This window comes from Rhizobium sp. LEGMi-198b (assembly GCF_054114205.1).
The window spans coordinates 241,048-261,316 of sequence record NZ_JBSYVH010000004.1 but is presented as its reverse complement, the minus strand read 5'-3'; the positions used below and the strand labels follow the sequence as shown (position 1 = coordinate 261,316).

At 60.8% G+C, this 20,269-nt stretch carries 18 protein-coding genes and 1 riboswitch; of the genes, 9 read left to right on the top strand and 9 right to left on the bottom strand.

What is annotated here, in order from left to right:
• Positions 1-16: 16 nt before the first annotated feature.
• Positions 17-712: a TetR/AcrR family transcriptional regulator gene (locus ACXHXG_RS17695; RefSeq protein ID WP_457900135.1), complete on the bottom strand. Its 696-nt coding sequence runs from the start codon at positions 710-712 to the stop codon at positions 17-19.
• A gap of 182 nt (positions 713-894) precedes the next feature.
• Here ACXHXG_RS17695 and ACXHXG_RS17690 point away from each other — a divergent pair, with 182 nt between their 5' ends.
• The 6 genes from ACXHXG_RS17690 (at position 895) to ACXHXG_RS17665 (ending at position 7,325) form a co-directional block, all read left to right on the top strand.
• Positions 895-2,178, top strand: coding sequence for an ABC transporter substrate-binding protein (locus ACXHXG_RS17690; RefSeq protein WP_457900134.1), 1,284 nt, complete (start codon positions 895-897; stop codon positions 2,176-2,178).
• Between the two features lie 37 nt (positions 2,179-2,215).
• Positions 2,216-3,151, top strand: a complete 936-nt coding sequence (locus tag ACXHXG_RS17685) for a carbohydrate ABC transporter permease (protein ID WP_457900288.1) — start codon at positions 2,216-2,218, stop codon at positions 3,149-3,151.
• A complete protein-coding gene (locus ACXHXG_RS17680; RefSeq protein ID WP_457900133.1) occupies positions 3,144-4,028 on the top strand; it encodes a carbohydrate ABC transporter permease in 885 nt (294 codons plus the stop codon). The genes ACXHXG_RS17685 and ACXHXG_RS17680 overlap by 8 nt, the downstream gene beginning before the upstream one ends.
• Before the next feature lie 70 nt (positions 4,029-4,098).
• Positions 4,099-5,124: a Gfo/Idh/MocA family protein gene (locus tag ACXHXG_RS17675; protein ID WP_457900132.1), complete on the top strand. Its 1,026-nt coding sequence runs from the start codon at positions 4,099-4,101 to the stop codon at positions 5,122-5,124.
• Between the two features lie 6 nt (positions 5,125-5,130).
• Positions 5,131-6,201 (top strand): Gfo/Idh/MocA family protein, encoded by a 1,071-nt coding sequence (locus ACXHXG_RS17670; RefSeq protein ID WP_457900131.1) that lies wholly within the window; start codon positions 5,131-5,133, stop codon positions 6,199-6,201.
• A 44-nt stretch (positions 6,202-6,245) separates the two neighbouring features.
• Positions 6,246-7,325, top strand: coding sequence for an ABC transporter ATP-binding protein (locus ACXHXG_RS17665; RefSeq protein WP_457900287.1), 1,080 nt, complete (start codon positions 6,246-6,248; stop codon positions 7,323-7,325).
• A 301-nt stretch (positions 7,326-7,626) separates the two neighbouring features.
• Here ACXHXG_RS17665 and ACXHXG_RS17660 read toward each other — a convergent pair whose 3' ends face one another.
• From ACXHXG_RS17660 to epmA, 7 genes are all read right to left on the bottom strand, one after another.
• Positions 7,627-10,098, bottom strand: a complete 2,472-nt coding sequence (locus ACXHXG_RS17660) for a glycoside hydrolase family 2 protein (RefSeq protein WP_457900130.1) — start codon at positions 10,096-10,098, stop codon at positions 7,627-7,629.
• A gap of 66 nt (positions 10,099-10,164) precedes the next feature.
• Complete coding sequence (locus ACXHXG_RS17655; protein ID WP_457900286.1) at positions 10,165-11,124, bottom strand: DUF1839 family protein; 960 nt, start codon at positions 11,122-11,124, stop codon at positions 10,165-10,167.
• 8 nt (positions 11,125-11,132) lie between these two features.
• Complete coding sequence (locus tag ACXHXG_RS17650; protein WP_104824794.1) at positions 11,133-12,041, bottom strand: amino acid--[acyl-carrier-protein] ligase; 909 nt, start codon at positions 12,039-12,041, stop codon at positions 11,133-11,135.
• 5 nt (positions 12,042-12,046) lie between these two features.
• Entirely contained in the window at positions 12,047-13,240 is a 1,194-nt protein-coding gene (locus ACXHXG_RS17645; protein ID WP_457900129.1) for an acyl-CoA dehydrogenase family protein, read from the bottom strand.
• Positions 13,240-13,491, bottom strand: a complete 252-nt coding sequence (locus ACXHXG_RS17640) for an acyl carrier protein (RefSeq protein ID WP_104824796.1) — start codon at positions 13,489-13,491, stop codon at positions 13,240-13,242. Before ACXHXG_RS17640 ends, ACXHXG_RS17645 begins: the two co-directional genes overlap by 1 nt.
• 351 nt (positions 13,492-13,842) lie before the next feature.
• A complete protein-coding gene (locus ACXHXG_RS17635) occupies positions 13,843-14,895 on the bottom strand; it encodes a lysine-2,3-aminomutase-like protein (protein ID WP_457900128.1) in 1,053 nt (350 codons plus the stop codon).
• Entirely contained in the window at positions 14,892-15,956 is a 1,065-nt protein-coding gene (epmA, locus tag ACXHXG_RS17630; protein ID WP_457900127.1) for an EF-P lysine aminoacylase EpmA, read from the bottom strand. The genes ACXHXG_RS17635 and epmA overlap by 4 nt, the downstream gene beginning before the upstream one ends.
• Before the next feature lie 151 nt (positions 15,957-16,107).
• Here epmA and efp point away from each other — a divergent pair, with 151 nt between their 5' ends.
• Entirely contained in the window at positions 16,108-16,677 is a 570-nt protein-coding gene (gene efp / locus ACXHXG_RS17625) for an elongation factor P (protein ID WP_104824799.1), read from the top strand.
• A gap of 132 nt (positions 16,678-16,809) precedes the next feature.
• On the opposite strand, the gene ACXHXG_RS17620 is transcribed toward efp, so the two are convergent.
• Positions 16,810-18,663 (bottom strand): ABC transporter ATP-binding protein/permease, encoded by a 1,854-nt coding sequence (locus tag ACXHXG_RS17620; RefSeq protein WP_457900126.1) that lies wholly within the window; start codon positions 18,661-18,663, stop codon positions 16,810-16,812.
• A gap of 168 nt (positions 18,664-18,831) precedes the next feature.
• Here ACXHXG_RS17620 and ACXHXG_RS17615 point away from each other — a divergent pair, with 168 nt between their 5' ends.
• Positions 18,832-19,674: an AAA family ATPase gene (locus ACXHXG_RS17615; RefSeq protein ID WP_104824801.1), complete on the top strand. Its 843-nt coding sequence runs from the start codon at positions 18,832-18,834 to the stop codon at positions 19,672-19,674.
• Positions 19,674-20,096, top strand: a complete 423-nt coding sequence (locus ACXHXG_RS17610) for an NUDIX hydrolase (RefSeq protein ID WP_457900285.1) — start codon at positions 19,674-19,676, stop codon at positions 20,094-20,096. The genes ACXHXG_RS17615 and ACXHXG_RS17610 overlap by 1 nt, the downstream gene beginning before the upstream one ends.
• A 78-nt stretch (positions 20,097-20,174) precedes the next feature.
• Positions 20,175-20,252, top strand: a riboswitch (SAM riboswitch).
• Positions 20,253-20,269: the final 17 nt, after the last annotated feature.

Genomic DNA, 20,269 nt, shown 5'->3' with positions numbered 1-20,269 from the left:
GCGCCGCGAGTTCATGCTAAGCCCTGATCGAAGCCAAGGTCACCGAAACGATATGCTCGCCCCAGGCTTTCAGCGCCGCCGGGGCCGTCAGCTTGCGGGCGAAAATCGTCGACAGCGTATGGCGATTGGACAGGTAGAAGAACCCGAGCGCGGCGATGGTAAGGTAAACCGACACCGGGTCGATGGCCGGCCGGAAAATGCCGGCTGCTTCACCTCGTCGCAGTACGTCGGCGAGTTCGCCGATGAAGTGTGAATGCATCGCCAAGATCTTGTCGGAACGTTTCAGATAGCGCGCTTCATGTAGGTTTTCGGTAACGAGCAGGCTCAAAAATTCCGGATGCTCAAGGAAATGATGCCAGGTGAAAAGCGCAAGTTCGCGCATCCCTTCCTCGGGATCACGGCGGGCAAGGTCGAGATTTTTCTCGGCATTGCGGATTGCCGCATAGGTGGCTTCCAGCACGGCGACATAGAGCCCCTCCTTGTCGCCGAAATAGTGATAGAGCATGCGTTTGTTGGTCTGCGCCCGAGCCGCAATCGCATCCACCCTCGCGCCACCGAAACCGTGAGCGGCGAATTCCTCCGTCGCCGCTTCCAGGATCATGGCATGGGTGCGCTGCGGATTGCGCGGCACCTTCGCCGGCCTCATTTCCGCATTCCCGTAAGCGCCGGCTTTCGCTGGTTTTTCAGTTCCTTGCGTCGCTCTGGTCACCATGGACATTCCTCCTCCCCGATCTATCTCTTCCGCAACGGACCTCTCCAGCCTCAGCGCAGGTCGTTTGATTGCGACACGATTGGCGCTTGACAGCGGTCGCGTTTCTATCCAACTTGTAACCAAATAGTTATATCATGCAAAAGCAGTTCGTAAATCACCGGTTAACTGGGGAGGAGACCAGGATGACTTTGACGATCGATCGCCGGCAGTTGCTTGCCGGCATGGCAGCGACGCTAGCTTTCAGCGGTATCGGACTTAACCGCGCCAATGCGGCAACCTCCATGCGCCTTCTTTGGTGGGGATCGAAGGAGCGAAGCGATCGCACGTTTGCGGCGGTGAAGGCCTATCAGGCCAAGAATCCGGACGTCACGATCGCCGGCGAATCCTTCGGCTGGGACAGCTACTGGACGCGTCTTGCCACGCAGACCGGCGGCGGCAATGCGCCCGATCTCATTCAGATGGATTATCGCTACATCTTTGAATACGCCCGCCGCGGCGCGCTGCTCGACATGACGCCCTATCTCGACAAGAGCCTGGCGATCGAGGATTTCGGGGCTCCCAATATCAATTCCGGCAAGGTCGATGGCAAGATTTACGGCGTCAATCTCGGGGTCAATTCCTCCATGGTCGTCGTCAATGTGGCAGCCTGGCAGGAAGCCGGCGTCGAGCCCCCGCATGACGGCATGACCTGGGAGCAGCTCGGCGAGGCCTGCGCCAAGGTCACCGCCGCCAAGAAACGCCGCGGCTTCTACGGCACCGCAGATCAGAGCGGCGGAGAGCCCGACTTCGAATGCTGGCTGCGCCAGCGCGGCAAGGCGCTCTATACGAGCGACGGCAAGCTCGGCTTCGAGGCCAAGGATGCCGCCGAATGGTTTTCCTTCTGGGGCCATCTGCGCGAAATCGGCGCCTGCGTGCCGGCCGACGTGCAGGCGCTCTACAAGCAGACCCTCGAGACTGACATGCTGGTGACCAAGAAGGCGGCCGTCAGCTACGCCTTTTCCAACCAGTTCGTCGCCATTCAGGGCCTCGTCAAGGAAAAGATCGACCTGATCGCCTATCCCAGCGACCCCGGCAGCAAGCCCGGCCAGTATCTGAAACCCTCGATGCTGATGTCGGTTTCGGCAACCTCCGCAAACAAGGACGCCGCCGTCGCCTTCGTCAATTATCTCGTGGAAGATCCAGAAGGCGCAAAGATACTCGGCGTAGAGCGCGGCGTTCCCGCCTCCCCGAAGATCCGCGATCTGCTGACGCCGGATCTCGATGCGACAAGCAAACAGGTTGTCGACTACATCGGCCGATTGACGCCGAAGGTCGGAGCACTCCCGCCGTCTCCGCCGAACGGTGCGGGTGAAAATGCATTCCTGCTGAAGAAAATCGCCGAGGAAGTGGCTTTCGGCAAAACCAGCGCACAGGACGCTGGAGCGAAGTTCGTCGAACAGGCGGCGGCAAACATAACGCGAGGCTGATACCGTGGGCACAAACCGCAACAGCGTTGCCGGTGGCTTGGCCATCGGCGCGAGCGCGCCAGTGCGCGTCGAAACCTATCAGAAGGCGCCGAGTGCATTTGCGCGCAACGCGCCGGGCTATTTGTTTCTCCTGCCGTGGTTCATCGGCTTCTTCGGCCTGACGCTTGGACCGGCGATCGTGTCGCTCTACCTGTCCTTCACCGACTATAACCTGCTGCAGGCGCCGCATTTGGTTGGGCTGGACAATTATGCGCGCATCGCCACCGGCGACGACAAGTTCATCTCGTCGATGAAGGTGACGCTGTTCTATGTCGTCTGCTCGGTTCCGCTGAAGCTTGCCTTCGCGCTGATGGTGGCGCTGTTGCTCAACCGCGGCATTCGTGGCCTGCCGATCTATCGCGCCATCTTCTATCTGCCGTCGCTGCTCGGCTCCAGCGTCGCCATCGCCGTGCTCTGGCGGCAGATTTTCGATGGCGACGGCGTCGTCAATACCCTGCTCTGGTATGTGCTCGGCATCAACGGCCCGAGCTGGATCTCCAACCCCAACTATTCCCTCTACACCCTCATCATCCTGGCCATCTGGCAGTTCGGCTCGCCGATGATCATCTTCCTTGCCGGCCTCCGGCAGATCCCGACCGATCTCTATGAGGCGGCCAGCCTCGACGGCGCATCAAAGACACGGATCTTCTTCAAGATCACCCTGCCGCTCTTGACGCCGGTCATCTTCTTCAACGCGGTCGTGCAGACCATCGACGCCTTCAAGGCCTTCACGCCGGCCTATGTCATCTCGTCCGGCACCGGCGGGCCGATCGACTCGACGTTGTTCTACACGCTCTACCTCTACCAGGAAGCCTTCGGCTATTTCCGCATGGGATATGCCGCAGCCCTCGCCTGGGTCCTGGTGATCATTATCGCGGTCTTCACCGCCTTCTCCTTCCTCTCCGCTCGTTATTGGGTTCACTACGATGACTGACGCGAAGCTCACCCATTTTCCCGACGATCTGAACCCGCCGCGCGAGCGCCCCTGGTTCTTGTCCGTGCTCATCCATGTCGCGCTGGTCGGCGCATCGATCGTGATGCTCTATCCGCTGCTGTGGATGCTGTCCGGTTCGGTCAAGGATCAGAACGAAATCTTTGGCTCGGCCTCGCTAATCCCGTCGCAGTTCGACTTCAGCGCCTATGCCCGCGGCTGGTTCGGCGGGCAGGTGAATTTCGGCTCGTTCGTGTGGAATTCCGTCGTCATCGCCGTCCTTTCCGTCATCGGCAATGTCGTCTCCTGCTCCCTAGCGGCCTATGCCTTCGCGCGGCTGAATTTCTGGGGCAAAAATTTCTGGTTCGCACTGATGCTCGGCACGCTGATGCTGCCCTATCATGTGACGCTGATCCCGCAATATATCCTGTTCCTGAAGCTCGGCTGGGTGAAAACCATGCTGCCGCTGGTCGTGCCGAAATTCCTGGCGGTCGACGCCTTCTTCATCTTCCTGATGGTGCAGTTCTTCCGCGGTATCCCTCGCGAGCTCGACGAAGCGGCAATGATGGACGGCTGCAGCCCCTGGCGCATCTACTGGCGCATCATGATGCCGCTGTCGCTGCCGGTTCTCGCCACCGCCGCCATCTTCTCCTTCATTTGGACCTGGGACGATTTCTTCGGTCCGCTGATCTATCTCTCCGACATCAACACCTACACGGTGCAGCTCGGCCTACGCTCCTTCGTGGATTCGACCGGAAGCTCCGACTGGAGCAGCCTCTTTGCCATGTCGAGCATTTCGCTGATCCCCGTCTTCCTGATCTTCCTGTTCTTCCAGAGGCTGCTGATCGACGGCATCGCCACGGCCGGCCTCAAACGCTGACGCGAAAACATGATCCCCGGCGATGTCCGGGGGTCATGCTGCAAAGAATATACTTGAAAGGAAATGTCGTATGAGCGCCCTGCGCTTTGCTGCCATCGGTCTCAACCACGATCACATCTACGGCCAAGTCAACGTCATGCTGCGGGCCGGCGCGGAACTGGTCGCCTTCCACGCCGCGGAGGACGAGCTTGCGGCCGCATTCTCCGGGCGCTTCCCGCAGGCAAGACGCGTCGCGGACAAGCGTGAAATCCTGGAGGACCGCTCGATTGACCTGATCGTCAGCGCAGCGATCTCCAGCGAACGCTCGGGCGTCGCGATCGATGCCATGCGGCATGGTAAGGATGTGATGCTCGACAAGCCCGGCATGGTAACGCTGGATCAGCTCGCCGAAGTGCGCAGGGTACAGGCCGAAACCAAGCGCATCGTCTCCATCCTCTATTCCGAACATTTCGAAACCGCCTCGACCGTAAAGGCCGGAGAGTTGGTCAAGGCCGGCGCCATCGGCAAGGTGATCCACACGACCGGCCTCGGGCCGCACCGGCTGCGCAAGCCGACCCGGCCAGATTGGTTCTTCGACCGCACGCGCTATGGCGGCATCATCACCGACATTGCTTCGCATCAATGCGAGCAATTCCTGTTCTTCGCCGGTTCGCTCGAAGCCGAGGTTCTGTCGGCGACGGTCTCGAACCGCGCCAATCCCGAGACACCCGGCCTGCAGGATTACGGCGATTTCCATGTGCGTACGCCAGACGTCACCGGCTATGTCCGTGTCGATTGGTTTACGCCCGACGGCCTTTCCACTTGGGGCGACGGCCGCCTCTTCATCGTCGGCACGGAAGGCACCATCGAGCTGCGCAAATACATCGACGTCGCCGGCCGCCCCGGCACCGATCACCTGTTCCTGACCGACCGCAAGGGCATGCAGCATATCGATTGCAGCGGTGTCGAGCTGCCTTATGGCCGGCAACTGGCTAGCGATATCAGGGACCGCACCGAAACCGCGATGGGACAGGACCATTGCTTCAAGGCCATGGAGCTGGCGCTGAAGGCGCAGGCTCTGGCCGAAGCGACATCGCTCAACAGCGTACAAAGGTAATTGCACATGTCCGACGTAAAGAAAGTTGCGGTCATCGGTCTCGGTATCGGCCGCTCCCATATTGTCGAGGGCTATCTGCCGCATCCGGACCGCTTCGAAGTCGCCGTACTCTGCGATCTCAACGAAGAGCGCCTGAACGCCACCGGCGACGAATTCGGCATTACGAGGCGCATCAAGGATTTCGTCGAGGTCCTGAACATGCCGGACATCGATATTATCGACATCTGCACGCCGCCGGGCTCGCATTTCGAAATGATCCTGCAGGCGCTTGCCGCCGGCAAGCATGTGGTCTGCGAAAAGCCGCTGGTCGGCTCCCTCGCCGACGTGGACGCAATCATCGCGGCGGAAAAGACGGCAAAGGGCAAGCTGATGCCGATCTTCCAATATCGTTATGGCGACGGCATCCAGAAGGCCAAGCGCATCATCGAGGCCGGCATCGCTGGCAGGCCCTATGTCGCCACCTCTGAAACCCATTGGGTCCGCACGGCGGAATATTACGCCGTTCCCTGGCGCGGCAAATGGGCAACGGAACTCGGCGGCGTGCTGATGACGCATTCGATCCATCTGCACGACATGCTGACCTATCTGATGGGGCCGATCGCCGGCCTTTTCGGCCGCGTCGCCACCCGCGTCAACGATATCGAGGTGGAAGATTGCGCCAGCGCCAGCCTGCTGATGGAGAACGGCGCGCTAGCGACGATCAGCGCGACGCTTGGCTCGCAAGAACAGATCAGCCGCCTGCGCCTCGCTTTCGAAAACGTCCTGATCGAAAGCAATCACGAGCCCTACAGTCCCGGCCAGGACCCTTGGAAAATCGTGCCGGCCAATGACGAGGTCGCTGCAAAGATCGATGCGTTGCTTGCCGATTGGACACCGGTGCCGGTCCGCTTCAACACGCAGATGAAGCTCTTCCATGAGGCGCTGGTTTCCGGCGAACCGCTGCCTGTGACCACGGTCGACGCCCGCCAGGCACTGGAGCTGGTGACCGCGTTCTACGAATCGTCGGAAACGCGCGCCGAAGTCCGCTTTCCAGTCGGCCCGGAAAGCACGAAATATAAGAGCTGGAGGCCGGCATGACGACGGCCCTGCGAGCCATCAGGACCAACAAGGAGGAAGCGCCCATGGCGACAAGCGTCTCGCTGCAGAAGGTCATCAAGCGTTATGGCGAGCTTCAGGTCGTCCACGGCATCGACCTGGAAATCGAGCCCGGTGAATTCGCGGTTTTCGTCGGCCCCTCCGGCTGCGGCAAGTCCACGCTGCTGCGCATGATCGCCGGCCTGGAGCCGATTTCCGGCGGCGCGCTCTATCTCGACGGCAGCCGCATGAATGATGTCCCCGCTTCCAAGCGTGGGATCGCCATGGTGTTCCAGTCCTATGCGCTTTATCCGCACATGTCGGTCTACAAGAACCTCGCTTTCGGCCTGGAAACGGCGGGCATGAAGAAGCAGGAGATCCAGCCGCGCGTTGAGAAGGCGGCCGAAATCCTGCAGATCAAGCAGCTCCTGCAGCGCAAGCCGAAGCAGCTCTCCGGCGGCCAGCGCCAGCGCGTCGCCATCGGCCGCGCCATCGTGCGCGAACCGAAGATCTTCCTTTTCGACGAACCACTCTCCAATCTCGATGCCGAACTGCGCGTGCAGATGCGCGTCGAGATCGCCCGCCTGCACCAACGGCTCGGCAACACCATGATCTACGTCACCCACGACCAGACGGAAGCCATGACCATGGCCGACAAGATCGTCGTGCTGAATGGCGGCAACATCGAACAAGTCGGCGCCCCGCTCGATCTCTACAACAAGCCGCGTAACAAGTTCGTCGCCGGCTTCATCGGTTCGCCGAAGATGAACTTCCTGGAAGCCAGGATCGTTGCCTCCGACGACGGCTCCGCCGTCATCGACCTCAACGGCCAAACCGTCCGTCTGCCGCGCCGGCTGGGCGGCCTGCAGCCCGGACAGCCGGTCACGCTCGGCGCCCGCCCGGAGCACCTGAACGTCGGCGATCGCGGCCTGGCGCTTGGCAACGCCCGTGTCGATCTCGTCGAGCACCTCGGTGGCCAGACGATCTTGTACGTTACACTGCAGGGCGGTCAGGCACTGACGGTTGCGCTGGAAGATCAGCAGGCCATCCGCGCGGGCGAAACGGTCAGCATCCACATCGATCCCGAACGCTGCCATCTGTTCGGGCCGGATGGCGTGACTTTGTAGTTGGGGCTAGCGCAAGACCTATCTCGCCCTTGGCGGGCGAGATAGCAATTTCACTGGTTTAGGAATTGCGTCATCGCGGGTGCTGCATATTCAAAAATTTGGCGCAATTTCTAAGCCATTGAAATTGCAAGAGAGGGGGCCGTTTCTCGCATTGACGGGTTTCGGGATCAGTGCGTCCCTGCCTACCCCCGCTCTTGTAAAAACTAAGAATTAGACGAGGGACGAGCCCTCGCCTAATCCTAAGTTTTTACTTTCTCGCCCGCCAAGGGCGAGATAGAACTCCGCATTTGCAGCGCCTTGATCACACTTCGACTATCCGCCGGCTACCCCAGGTCCCGATCTGACCCGTGGGAACAGTCTCCACCAACGTCCCTGCCCTCGGATGAAGCCTCAACCGCCGGGTCGCCCCAGGTGGTAGGTGGAACCAGTCATCTTCCGCCCGATAGGCTTCGAAATCGATCTGCACCGATTGTACCAACCGGTCGCTGCGCAGATCGAGGAACCAATGGCCGTCCTGTTGCGTGATGGAGGCAGCGATTTCGCCCTCATGAAAGGCTTTCGTCCTGCCCAGCGGGAAATAGAAGGCTTCTGCGATCAGCGCCCCGGTCTCGCGCGCCGTAAGACGCGCCACCGTGACGTCATGCGACGGCGGGCCGAAGCGGAAGGCATAAGTCGTGTCGAAGAAGGCGCCGAAAAGATCAGTGCAGGCTATCTTTTGCTTGCCGCGAGCCTCAACCGACAATTCCCGCTTGCCGCTGACCACGGACTGCCGGCCGTCCCGCAGGCAGACCACATCAAGATCAAGATCAAGGGCAACATCGCCCTCGTTGATGACATGCACATCGAGGCCATTCGTGCCTTCATCGGTAAGCAATACTTGCACCGGCCGGAAGGCGCGGCGGAGCGCATACCATATGGGCTTCGGCTCGCCGGTGGAATCGATCACGCCCCAGCCGGGACCGGGCAGCAGATCCTGCAGGGTCCAGACGAGTGCGCCGCTGCAGCCGGAGCCCTGGCGGCGCCATTCGGCATAGGTTTCTTCCGCGACTTCGCCTGTAACGGCCCGAGACAGATCGAGATAGAGATCCGGATCCTCCCGCCGCAGCCGGTCCGGCTCGAAACCGTAGAGTTCGCGCAAGTAATGGTCGCGCACATCCTCGAAATCCCAGGAAGCACCGCGATCGCGCGGCACGCGCTCTTTCCATAGCGGGCTATGGACTGCCGGAACCGGCAGATGCTGCGCCAAGGTCCGACCTTGCGGCACATGTGCGAAAGCCAGGCTTTCCGCAGCAAAGCGAACATCGGCACGGCGCGCATCGCCAAGCGGCCGCATATAGGCCCCGACGCCGTAATAATGCGTCACGCCCGCATTCGGGGAAAACGGCATAGCGCCGCCCGCAGGAGAATTGACGACATAGGGAACGTCGGGCCGGATGGCCTTGACGACGGCCGGAATGATCTCCTCCACGATCGGGCTTGCCCAAAACCGTTCCGGCAATCCCAGCATCGCCGCCTGCTGATACATCTCGCTCCCACCGCAAAGGACGGCGAGCGAGGGTGACAGGCGCGTGCCGGAAAGAAGCTGCGCCGCCTCCGCTTCGACATGGGCGTTGAATGCCTTGTCGTTCTTCGGATAGTCGAAATTGGCGAACATGAAATCCTGCCAAACCAGCAGGCCGAGTTCGTCGCAGAGGCGGAAAAACTCCGGGGTCTCATAGGCCATGGTGCCGCCAATGCGGACCATGTTCATCCCCGCCTCCGCCGCCAGCCGCAGCCAGGGTTCGTAATCTTCGCGGCCGCCGGGCAGATGGGCAATATCCGCCGTCGTCCAGACTGCGCCGCGGCAGAAGATACGCTCGCCATTGACGACAAGCGCAAAATCCTGGCCGTCCGCACCGCGATCGACCGCGAGCCGGCGGAAGCCGGTGCGCCCGAGCGGATATTCAACGCCCTCGATGATCAGCGCGACGTCATGAAGACAGGGCGTGCCGTGGGTGTGCGGCCACCATGGCATCACGCCCGGGATTTTCAGGAATGCGGTGCAGTGGCCGCTATTGTCTTGCACGAATGCCTGTTCGGCGTCGCCACAACGAAGCACGATCTCGCCGACCGGTCCTTCGATGACGAGCGAGGCATAAAGCCGGCCCTCGCCGTCCTCCAGCAGGTCCGGACGCAGGGAGAGATCGCGAATGACGGGGCTATGCGGACGCAAAAGCGAAATCGGCCGCCAGGGACCGACCGCGTGAATTTCCGGGCACCAGCCGGGCATATGGCCGAGCAGCGTCGTGCGCACTAGGCGCAGCCCCTGCCGCGTGATCATCTGCGGCCGCCAGCGGGCTCTTGGGCCAGGTTCGGCAAGCCGCGGCTCCAGTGCGCGGAAGCAGAGCGCCAGCTCATCGCCGCCCAGCAGATGGACGGCGAGTTCGTGGGCCTCGAACATGCTTTCGGAGACGAGAATTTTTCTGCCGTTCAGAAAGACCTCGCAAAGCGTTGCCAACCCATCGAGCCGCAGAACCGCATTGCCAGGGTCGGCGTCGACCAACCGGCAAAGATACCAGGCGTCCTTGTCGTTCAGCGGATGGGGATACTCGCGATTAAAAAGCCCGGCCTTTTCCAGCGCCCCGGCCACGGTGCCCGGCACCGACGCCGGGATGAAACCGGCCGAAAGCGGCACGTCCGAAGGCGAGGCGCAGGCGCCCGCATCCGTCAGAACCAGATTCCATCCCTCGCTCAGCAGCGTCTCGCCGCCAAAGCTTGCCAAACGCCCGTGCATTGGATCTCCCGGCTCAAGACATGATCCCAAAAATGCAAAGCAGCTTTTGGATAGGATCATGTGTAACTAAAGCTTTTGTTCAATCAGCCCCATCATGGAATCCCACGCATCCGCGGCCGGATCAAGGGCCGTCCGCAGCGGCTCGAATTTCTTGCGGGTTATGGCGCGGGCAAGCTGGAACTGCACCGATTTCGCCGCTTCCGAAATTCGCCGCGCCTCGTCGGCAACCGCCGAAAAATCCCCCGAAAGCCAGCCGAGATGACTGCCCGCCAGCTCGAAATTGGCTCCGAGCTGACGCAGCGTATTGAAGGCATATTTATGGAAAAAGCCGAAGGGCCGCTCGGCCACCGCTTCCACCTGCGCCGGGAAAACTGCCGCGAAGGCACGGATGGGATTGTCCATGGGACGGCGACGGAAATGGAAAGCCAGAAGTTGCCTGGACGTCTGCCGGACGGCAGCCTCGCCCGGCCCGTTCTCGGGAAACTTCGCGAATTCCGTATAGGGCAGGAAGGGCAGGTCCTCGTCACCCAGATGCAGTTGGAACAGCCCGTCGAAATCCTCGCCCGACAGCCGGAAGAAACCGCCATTATGGAAATAGTCGAGCTCGCGGCCCGCCATATCCAGCCTGTTGATGGCGACGGTCGTCTTGCCGTGCTCGCGGCGGTAACCGACACCCTGGGTGTCGGGCATATAGAAGGAGTCCATCTCCACAAGGCAGAGCCGGCCACGGCCGATCTGCTCGGCGACATGGTGCTGGATCTTGTCATAGATTGCCAGTTCGGTGCAGCGGATGCCGTAGAGCGCTTCCAGATCTTCGAGCGGCACCTTGAAGAAGGTGAACTGATCCCCCTCGAAATCTTGGCGCACCGTGAAGCCGAGCATGGCTTCCGGCTGCAGTTTCAGGCTCGAAAGCACCTCGATCCAGAGATCGATATAGCAATTGGTTTCCGGCCACATGCGCTCGCTGTCGTGCAGCGCATGGGGCTTGTAGGCGGTGGGATCCAGTCCCTGAAAGACGGCAGCCATGGAAGCGATCAGCCCCACAGCGCCTTGCGCACGCTTTCGGGCCATTCCTTGGTATCGAGACCATGAGTATGGAACAGCGCCAGCGCAATGCGCTCCAGACCGAAGCCGACACAGGCCGTATGGGCGACACTGCCGTCGGCAAAGTTCAGGCCCCATTTCGCGCCGAAGGCGTCCTGATGATAATTGAAGCTCATGCAGGCGGTCGGTTTGGCGACGGAGGTGATCGGGATCAGCAGCTCGAATTTCAAGTTCTGATCGCGTTGATTGTTGGCGAGCATCTTGCCGGCGCGGCCGAAGAACGGGTCGTTGGCGACGTCGATGGTTACCTCAAGGCCGACAGCCTTCATCATCTCGACGCCGCGATCCATCCAGCTCTGGCGGAAATCAGTCACATGCTTTTCGCTGCCCATGCAGACATATTCGCGCATGCGGAACAGTTGCTGGCGAGCCGGATCCTTGGAGGGCTCATGACGGAAGCAATAGGACTGCAGGTCGAAGAGTGCGCCGTCGTCGGACAATGCGCCGCGCTTGGCAACCGTCGGATAGAGCGGATAGCAGGCCGCCGGCGTCAGCACGATATCGGTCGCCTGCTGGTCCTTCGTCCAGTCGTCGCCGACTTCCATGCACTTCAGCAGGCTCATATGGTCGAGTTCGTTGCCGCAGAAGCTGTGCACGGTGCCGGCAAGCTGCGGGAAGCTCTTCATGTAACCACTCTTTTCGAAGAAGGCGCGGTTCATGCCGGGCGGAAACCGGATGGCTTCAGCACCATCGGCGCCGCCGAACTTGTCGATCAGCCGTTCGAAAGCGGAAATGACGTCTTCGAACTGGCCGCTGCGGCCATAAAGGCCATCAATGCCGGTGTCGATCAGAAGGCCGGATTCAAAAAGGCGGTCGAGAAACGAGGTCTGCATATCCATGACGGTTACCCTAACAGGCTGGTATCTTGCTTGTGGACGAGCAGCATGGTCGACGTATTGCCGAGAATGCGGTCGTTCGAGATCATCAGTTGAGCGGAATGCGCGTCGCGCAGATGGCGGCCGAGGCTGTAGGGCGTGCCGTTCTTATAGCCCGTGATGCCGCAGATCAGCATGGCGTGGTTGATGATCGGCAGGATCATTTCCGACGACGCGATCTTGACGTTGTTCATGGCGACGGCAAAGGCCATCGAGGAGAGCCGGTCGGCATCGGCCTTGGCCTCTTCATAGACTTTCAGACCGGCCACGACATTCGATTTCACCATCTGCAGCAGGCTGGAGACCTCTGCCAGCCGCAACGCGCCGGGCGGCTGTGTGCCGGGCGACTTGCGGGCCGCGGCGCGCACGAAAGCCTGGGCGCGGGCCACCGCGTCGGCCGCGATGCCGTACCAAACGCCGCTCCAGAGCAGATGCGAACTTGCCAGCATCGATTGCGCGGCAATTTCGGCAAACGGTTTCGGGAGGATCTGCATGGCCGGCGCCTCGCCTTTGAAGAGGAAGCCGTCGGAGCAGGTGCCGCGCATGCCGAGCGTGTTCCACTCGACGGTGCGCTCCAGCGTGTATTGATCCCTGAGGAAAACCGTCAGTACCTGGTCGGAAGAGGCCGCCTCGGCATGGCTGCGCGAGGTGATCAGGATCGCATCGGCATGGGCGCCGTAGGAGATGACGGTTGCGTCTTTCTCCAGGAAGCAGCGGTCGCCTTCGACCTTGATGGCGCAGATGCTGTTGCGGAGATTGCCGCCGATACCGCCTTCCGTCGTCGCCGATGCCAGCAGAAGCTGCTCCTTGGCAATACGGCGCATGAAATCGCAGTGCCAGTCGCTGCCGGCACCGTGCTCGACCAGGCTCGACAGCTTGATCTGATGCATGGCGAAAACCATGGCACTGGCCGCACAGGCTTGACCAAGGATGGAGCAGAGCTCGGCTATTTCGGTGGTCGAAGCACCCTCGCCGCCAAGATCGGCGGGGATCTGGATCGACAGCAGCCTTTCGGCGCGCATCGCATCCACGGCCTCGCGCGGGAATCGACCTTCGGCGTCGACTGCATCAGCATATTTGCCGGCAATTGCCGCAACGCGCGCGGCGCGCACCGCCGCGGTATCTCCGGCTCCGGCTTCGACCAAAGCGACCGCCACGTTCATCAGGCAACCTTTCGGCTATCCAGGATCATGGCGACCGTCTTTTCGATGGCGACGATGCTGGCAAAGGATTTGCGGTTCAGCAGGTTGTCGGGAAACTCGATGTCGAAAGCTTCTTCGATGCCAAGCATGAGCTGCACCGACGCAAAGGAAGACAGCCCGGCCGCGTAGAGATCGGCATCGTCGGCAATCTGATCCATCGTAACGGGGAGCGCACCAAACTTGGCCAGCAAATCGCGAATCGTCTCATTCATCTGTAGTCCCTCCAGGCAATCGCAAACACGACGGCAGCAAGGCCGTCTTATCCTGGGCCGAGAAGTAACAGGTAAAATAGAACATTCCGCTAAGCGACGTGGTAAATATAACCACGCTATACTTAGCAAGAAAATCTTATATTTTAGCTTCATCTAAAGGAAATTTACGATATTTAAGCCATGTAAGCTGTCGTTTGCAGGGTGATATCTTACAACTCTAAAATATGCAGGGAAGGATGTGCGGAAAAATGGTACTTGGCCGCAAGGTTAATGCGCCAATTTTCCAGCAAAATTCATTTACAAACGCGGCGCCTAGACATCCCGAAGTAGCAGAAACCGCTCGGGAACAGACTATCCCTCCGGCGGATAGATATGCTCGCCGTCGCGATAGTCCGAGATGGAATAGCAGCCTTCGCCGAGTTCGCGGACGGCTTTTCTGCCGATGTCCGCCTTGCCGTGGCCGCCTGGAATATCGAGGATGTAGGTGGGCTGGCATAGGCCGGAAATGCGGCCGCGCAGCGCAGCGACGATCTTCTGCCCCTCCGCTATCGACAGGCGGAAATGGCTGGTGCCAGGGGCAAGATCGGGGTGATGCAGGTAATAGGGCTTGATCCGCGTCTCGACGAAAGCCTTCATCAGCGCCGCCAGCACATCCGGATCGTCATTGACGCCCTTCAGCAAGACGGACTGGCTGACCAGGACGATACCGGCATCGACAAGCCGCGCACAAGCCGCACGCGCCTCGCCGGTCAGCTCGCGCGGATGGTTGGCATGCAGCGCCACATAGACCGTCTTGCCGCTCGCCTTCAGCGCCGCAATCAGCGCTCCATCGATCTTCAGCGGATCGACGACCGGTACACGGGTGTGGAATCGGACGATCTTCACATGATCGATATCGGCGAGCACACTGAGCATCTCCTCCAGCCGGCGCGGCGACAGCACCAGCGGATCGCCGCCGGTCAGGATGACCTCCCAGATCTCCCGGTGATCGCGGATATAGGCGAAAGCGGCATCAAGTGCCGCCGCATCCAGCGTTCCAAGTCCCTGCGGCCCGACCATCTCGCGGCGGAAACAGAAGCGGCAATAGACCGGGCAGACATGCACGGCCTTCAACAGCACGCGATCAGGATAGCGATGGACGATGCCTTCGACGGGGCTATAGGCATGATCCCCGATCGGATCGGCCCGCTCTTCCGGCGTGACGATGAGTTCGGCCTTGTCGGGCACGAATTGCCGGGCGATGGGGTCGGCGGGATCGCTGCGGTCGATCAGCTTTGCCATGGTGGGCGTCAGCGCGATGGCGTAACGCTCCGCCACCGCCTGTAGGGAAAGAGCCTCGCCGGCATCGATCAGACCGGCCTGTTCGAGGTCGTCGACATTTCTGATCGGGCGCATCACATTCATGAACCGAACTCCGAAACAGGTGCCCAGAGCACCTGTTCGATCCGCGAGGCCCCGGTCGCTAGCATCACCAGCCGGTCGAAGCCGAGCGCTATGCCGCTCGCCTCCGGCATGGCTGCGAGAGCTTCAAGAAATTCCTCGTCCAGCGGATAGGTCTCGCCGTAGATGCGGGCTTTCTCGGCCATCTCGATCTCGAACCGCCGCCGCTGCTCGACGGCATTGGTGAGTTCGCCGAAAGCATTGGCGAGCTCGACACCGCAAGCATAGAGCTCGAAGCGTTCGGCCACCCGATGATCCCTAGCCGAAGGCCGAGCAAGAGCCGCCTCCAAGACCGGATATTCGTCGAGGATCGTCGCCCGGCCGAAGCCGAGATAGGGCTCGACCTTCTCGACCAGCACGCGGCTGAAAAGATCGGGCCAGTGATCGTCGTTTGCAACGCGCATGCCGACACGCCGCATCTCGGCCGCCAGATGCTCACGATCCGTCGAACCGTCGAGACCGATCGAACCGAGCAGGTCGATCCCGGCATAACGTTCGAAGGCCGCAGCGACGCTGATACGCTCCGGTGTGAGGAACGGATCGGTTTCGGCGCCGCGATAGCTGAGTTTCTTTGCCCCCACCGTCTTCGCCGCCAGCGCCAGCAGAGCGGCGCAATCGGCCATCAGCGTCTCATAGGTCTCGCCCGCCCGATACCATTCCAGCATGGTGAATTCCGGATGGTGCAGCGGACCGCGCTCGCGGTTGCGATAAACGTGGGCGAAACAGGCAATGCGCTCCTCGCCGGCAGCCAGCAGCTTCTTGCAGGCGAATTCCGGCGAGGTGTGGAGATAGAAGGGCGCCTTCTGGCCGTCCGTCGTCAGCGCCTCGGTGGCGAAGGCATGAAGATGCGCCTCGTTGCCCGGCGACACTTGCAGCGTTGGCGTGTCGACCTCGATAAAACCGTTGCGGATGAAGAATTCACGCAGCGCCGCCTGGATGGCATTGCGGCCAATCAGGAACGGCCGCCGGTCCGCGTGCACGCTGCGGGTCCACCAGGGGGACGCTTTGCTGCTCGTTGGCTCCATTGCGCGCTTTCTTCTCGGGATCGCCGGGGATGGGGGTGGCTATTTCTGCTGATTTAGGGTACTTGCGCCCCCAAGCAAACAATAGCTGCGTCTCGAGGTGCATTTCGACAGTCCCTCTACGACGCAAAGGGCAGCGTTACAAGGAAGTCTTATGGTCAAGGTCATCGCCTCTTCAGTCCGCAAGGGCAACGTTCTCGATGTCGACGGCAAACTCTACGTCGTTCTCACCGCTCAGAACTTTCATCCGGGCAAGGGCACGCCGGTCACCCAGGTCGACATGCGCCGCATCGTTGACGGCGTGAAGGTGTCCGAGCGCTGGCGCACCACCGAGCAGGTCGAGCGCGCCTTCGTCGAAGACGTGAACTTCCAGTACCTCTACGAAGACGGTGAAGGCTTCCACTTCATGAACCCGGCCACCTACGACCAGGTCGTCGTCGACGTCGAGACCATGGGCGACCAGAAGGCCTATCTCCAGGAAGGCATGACCTGCATCCTGTCGATCCACGAAGGCGTTCCACTGGCACTCGAACTGCCGCGCCATGTCACGCTGGAAATCACCGAGACCGAACCGGTCGTGAAGGGCCAGACGGCATCCTCGTCCTACAAGCCCGCCATGCTGTCGAACGGCGTGCGCACCATGGTTCCGCCGCACATCAACGCCGGCACCCGCGTCGTCATCGCCACGGAAGACAACTCCTACGTCGAGCGCGCCAAGGACTGAGCGATCGGCCTATCGTTTCACGGAAAACGCCCTGTCTTCACGGACGGGGCGTTTTTGTTTTTGTGCATGATCTCGCATGCTGAGCGAATTCGGGACTATCTCGCCCGGGCGAGATAGGGCTCCGCCACAAAGCTACCGCGACGGCCCATTCGCCCTCTTGGGGCTTACGTCCGGTACCACCGCCGCCCGCGGCACGACTGAGGCAACGACCTCCTCGTGCTGCACCAGCGCCTGAAGATGCAGGACGCGCGGCGACATTGCCTGAAGATAGGCTTCGGAGCGGCCGATATAAATCACGGTGGCGTCAGTGAACTCCGTCAGCAGCGCCGAGAACTTGGCCTGGATATCCGGCTCCAGCCCTTCCATAACTTCATCGAGGATGATCCATTTCGGTTGCGCCAGCAGCAGATGCGCGAAGGCGAGCGCCTTTTGCTCGTCATTGTCAAGGAGCCGGTCCCAGCGCGCCTGCGTATCGAGCCGGCTCTTCAGGCGGCCGAGGCCGACCTTGTCCATCGCAGCCTCGACGGCGGCATCGTCATAGGTGTCCCGATCCTCGGGGAAACTGATCGCTTCGCGTAGCGTACCGCCAGGCACATAGGGCGTGTGCGGCATGAACAACATGTCTTCCATCGGCGGCAGGCTGATCTTTCCGGAGCCGCAATTCCATTGATGCGCCAGCGATTGGAACAGCAGCCTGCGGTTCACGCCATGATCGCCGTTGACCATGATGTGCTCGCCGGCGGCAATCGTCACCGTGCCCTCGCGGATACGGAAACCGTTCTCGATGATATCCTCGCTGGTCTTGGTGGAAATCTCCATATCCGTCCAGACCATTTCACCGAGCGCGGCATGCTCGAAAGCAATGGTATGCGGCATGACCTTGCCGTCATCCATCTCGGTCAGCGCCTGGCGGAAATCGGTGACGCGCATCAGCGTGGCGCGCCATTCCGCGATCGGGCCGAAATTGGCGACATACCAGCGCAAGGCGGTATTGACCTGGTTGAAGGCACCGACCGCCACCATCAATTGACCGATGGTCAGCCCGCCGGAGAAATAGGCGGGCGCGGCCACCAGGATCGGAATGATCAGCACCAGCCAGCCATAACCGGCCGAAACCCAGGTGAGATTGGTGTTGGCAATGGCGAGCTGACGGATGACGGCAAGCACGGCGGAAATATCGAGATTGATCCGCCGGCGCTCATTCTCCTCGCCGCCCGCAATGGTGATCGCCGGCATATGCTCGTTGGCATGCATCAGCGCAAAGCGCAGCTCGGCTTCCTTGGAATAGCGGTCGGCATTCAGCCGCACCAGCCGGCGGCCAACGAGCTGGCTCAGGAACGAGGCAGAGCCGGCATAGATGATTGCCGCCCAGACCATGTAGCCGGGAATGGAAAAGCTCATGCCCTTGAAATTGAAGACCATGCCGCTGGACAGCTCCCAGAGCACGCCGATGAAGCTCAGGAGCAGGATGGTCGCCTGCACCAGACCGATCGCAAGGCCCGTCGTGCTTTCGGCAAGATTGCGCGCATCCTCGTGCAGCCGCTGGTCCGGATTGACGCCGATCAGGCCGGAGGAGGCCAGACGAAGCGCGCGCTTGGCCTGCAGCCACTGGTCGACGAGATCGCGCGCCAGGCCCTCGCGCATATAAAGCGCGGTCATTTGATTGAGCCATGCCTGCACGACGTTGAGGACCAAAAGCAGGCCGGCAATAATGCCGAAGACGCCGAGCTGATGGAAGAACGCTCCCGTATCGCGCCGCGCCAGCGAATCATAAAACGGCGCATTCCAGTTGTTGAGCAGAACCTGGACATAGGCCGTGACAAGAATAATCGCGAACAAAGCAATCGTAAGAGAAATAATCTTGATGCGTACCGCCGAATTCCAAAAGGCGGAAAACATCATGCGCAGCCGATAGAGAACGCTGAAGTCGTATCCGACCCGGTCCGCTCCCTCATTATTCGGCTTGGCTTGCGTTTCAACTGCCATCAACACTTCCCTGCGACGCACTTAATCCTCAGTTAATCATGACCTGCTCACATGTCCATCCATGCGATACATCAGCGCGATCACGTTCGGTATATACACCGTTTCACGCCTTGAACCGAATTAGGCCAAGGGATAGCTTGCGCCCGAAAGATTGATGAAAGCCTTCCAATGCAATTTCAGGGCACCGCGGACTATATCGCCGACAAGGATCTGATGGTCGCCGTCAACGCCGCCATTCGGCTGGAACGACCGCTTTTGGTGAAGGGCGAGCCTGGGACGGGCAAGACGGAACTGGCTCGTCAGGTCGCCGCAGCCCTCGGTCTCGACCTCATCGAGTGGAATATCAAATCGACCACGAAGGCGCAGCAGGGTCTCTACGAGTATGATGCCGTCTCGCGCCTGCGCGACAGCCAGTTGGGCGACGTGCGCGTCAATGACGTCAGGAACTACATCCGCCAAGGCAAGCTCTGGCAGGCATTTACGGCCTCGCAGAAATGCGTGCTGCTGATCGATGAGATCGACAAGGCCGACATCGAATTCCCGAACGATCTGCTGCAGGAACTCGACCGCATGGAGTTCCATGTCTATGAGACCGGCGAAACGATCCGCGCCGCCGTCCGGCCGATCGTCATCATCACCTCGAATAATGAAAAGGAGCTGCCGGATGCTTTCCTGCGCCGCTGCTTCTTCCATTATATCCGCTTTCCCGATGCCGAAACGCTGACGCGCATCGTCGAGGTGCACTATCCCGGCATCAAGCAGACACTGGTGCGGGCAGCCCTCACCCAATTTTTCGAGATCCGCGATGTGCCGGGGCTGAAGAAGAAGCCCTCCACCTCCGAAGCGCTCGACTGGATTCGCCTCCTCGTCGCCGACGACGTCGATCCGGCCACGCTGCGCGGCGACGCGAAGAGCGTCTTGCCAAAGCTGCATGGGGCTTTGCTGAAGAACGAGCAGGATGTCCATCTCTTCGAACGCCTCGCCTTCATGGCGCGCGGGCAGGGGAAATGATGCAGCCGGATGCCGTGAAGGTCTTGATCTACGCGCTGAGCGGTCGGCATTTGCTGGTATTCGACGAGCCGGATTTTCCCGCCGTCGAACTCCAGGTTCCCGGCGGCACTGTCGAACCCGGCGAAGGCATCGCAACGGCGGCGGCGCGCGAATTCGAGGAGGAAACCGGTTTTGCGCCGGACGAACTCCATCCGCTCGGCATTCATGACTATCGGTTCGAAAAGGATGGGCGCGAGCACCATCATCAGCGGCACTATTTCCGCTGCCGCATCTCCGAGACGGCGCCCGCCACCTGGCTTCACTATGAAATGACGCCGTTCGGCGGCGGCGATCCGATTGGCTTCCGTTTCTTCTGGCTGCCGATCGAGGACGCCAGGCTGCGTCTCGGCTATGGCATGCAGGCGCTCCTTAATCATCTGTAGGCGACAACCGACATACGCAACCGCCCGCTTTTCCCGGAAAAGCTTGCCCATTGACCCGCAGGGGCAGCAGGTCTATTGAATTTCTCCCGTGGTGATTTGGCCGGCCGGCTTGCAGCCACGTTAAAAAAGTCGCTAAAGGGCCGCGTGCGGACCGGTAGCGATTCTTATCGCGG

Excerpts from the sequence above, each read along its gene's own strand:
- ACXHXG_RS17695 (WP_457900135.1), bottom strand. The coding sequence starts at position 712 with ATGGTGACCAGAGCGACGCAAGGAACTGAAAAACCAGCGAAAGCCGGC.
- ACXHXG_RS17690 (WP_457900134.1), top strand. The coding sequence starts at position 895 with ATGACTTTGACGATCGATCGCCGGCAGTTGCTTGCCGGCATGGCAGCG.
- ACXHXG_RS17680 (WP_457900133.1), top strand. The coding sequence starts at position 3,144 with ATGACTGACGCGAAGCTCACCCATTTTCCCGACGATCTGAACCCGCCG.
- ACXHXG_RS17675 (WP_457900132.1), top strand. The coding sequence starts at position 4,099 with ATGAGCGCCCTGCGCTTTGCTGCCATCGGTCTCAACCACGATCACATC.
- ACXHXG_RS17670 (WP_457900131.1), top strand. The coding sequence starts at position 5,131 with ATGTCCGACGTAAAGAAAGTTGCGGTCATCGGTCTCGGTATCGGCCGC.
- ACXHXG_RS17665 (WP_457900287.1), top strand. The coding sequence starts at position 6,246 with ATGGCGACAAGCGTCTCGCTGCAGAAGGTCATCAAGCGTTATGGCGAG.
- ACXHXG_RS17660 (WP_457900130.1), bottom strand. The coding sequence starts at position 10,098 with ATGCACGGGCGTTTGGCAAGCTTTGGCGGCGAGACGCTGCTGAGCGAG.
- ACXHXG_RS17655 (WP_457900286.1), bottom strand. The coding sequence starts at position 11,124 with ATGGCTGCCGTCTTTCAGGGACTGGATCCCACCGCCTACAAGCCCCAT.
- ACXHXG_RS17650 (WP_104824794.1), bottom strand. The coding sequence starts at position 12,041 with ATGGATATGCAGACCTCGTTTCTCGACCGCCTTTTTGAATCCGGCCTT.
- ACXHXG_RS17645 (WP_457900129.1), bottom strand. The coding sequence starts at position 13,240 with ATGAACGTGGCGGTCGCTTTGGTCGAAGCCGGAGCCGGAGATACCGCG.
- ACXHXG_RS17640 (WP_104824796.1), bottom strand. The coding sequence starts at position 13,491 with ATGAATGAGACGATTCGCGATTTGCTGGCCAAGTTTGGTGCGCTCCCC.
- ACXHXG_RS17635 (WP_457900128.1), bottom strand. The coding sequence starts at position 14,895 with ATGAATGTGATGCGCCCGATCAGAAATGTCGACGACCTCGAACAGGCC.
- epmA (WP_457900127.1), bottom strand. The coding sequence starts at position 15,956 with ATGGAGCCAACGAGCAGCAAAGCGTCCCCCTGGTGGACCCGCAGCGTG.
- efp (WP_104824799.1), top strand. The coding sequence starts at position 16,108 with ATGGTCAAGGTCATCGCCTCTTCAGTCCGCAAGGGCAACGTTCTCGAT.
- ACXHXG_RS17620 (WP_457900126.1), bottom strand. The coding sequence starts at position 18,663 with ATGGCAGTTGAAACGCAAGCCAAGCCGAATAATGAGGGAGCGGACCGG.
- ACXHXG_RS17615 (WP_104824801.1), top strand. The coding sequence starts at position 18,832 with ATGCAATTTCAGGGCACCGCGGACTATATCGCCGACAAGGATCTGATG.
- ACXHXG_RS17610 (WP_457900285.1), top strand. The coding sequence starts at position 19,674 with ATGCAGCCGGATGCCGTGAAGGTCTTGATCTACGCGCTGAGCGGTCGG.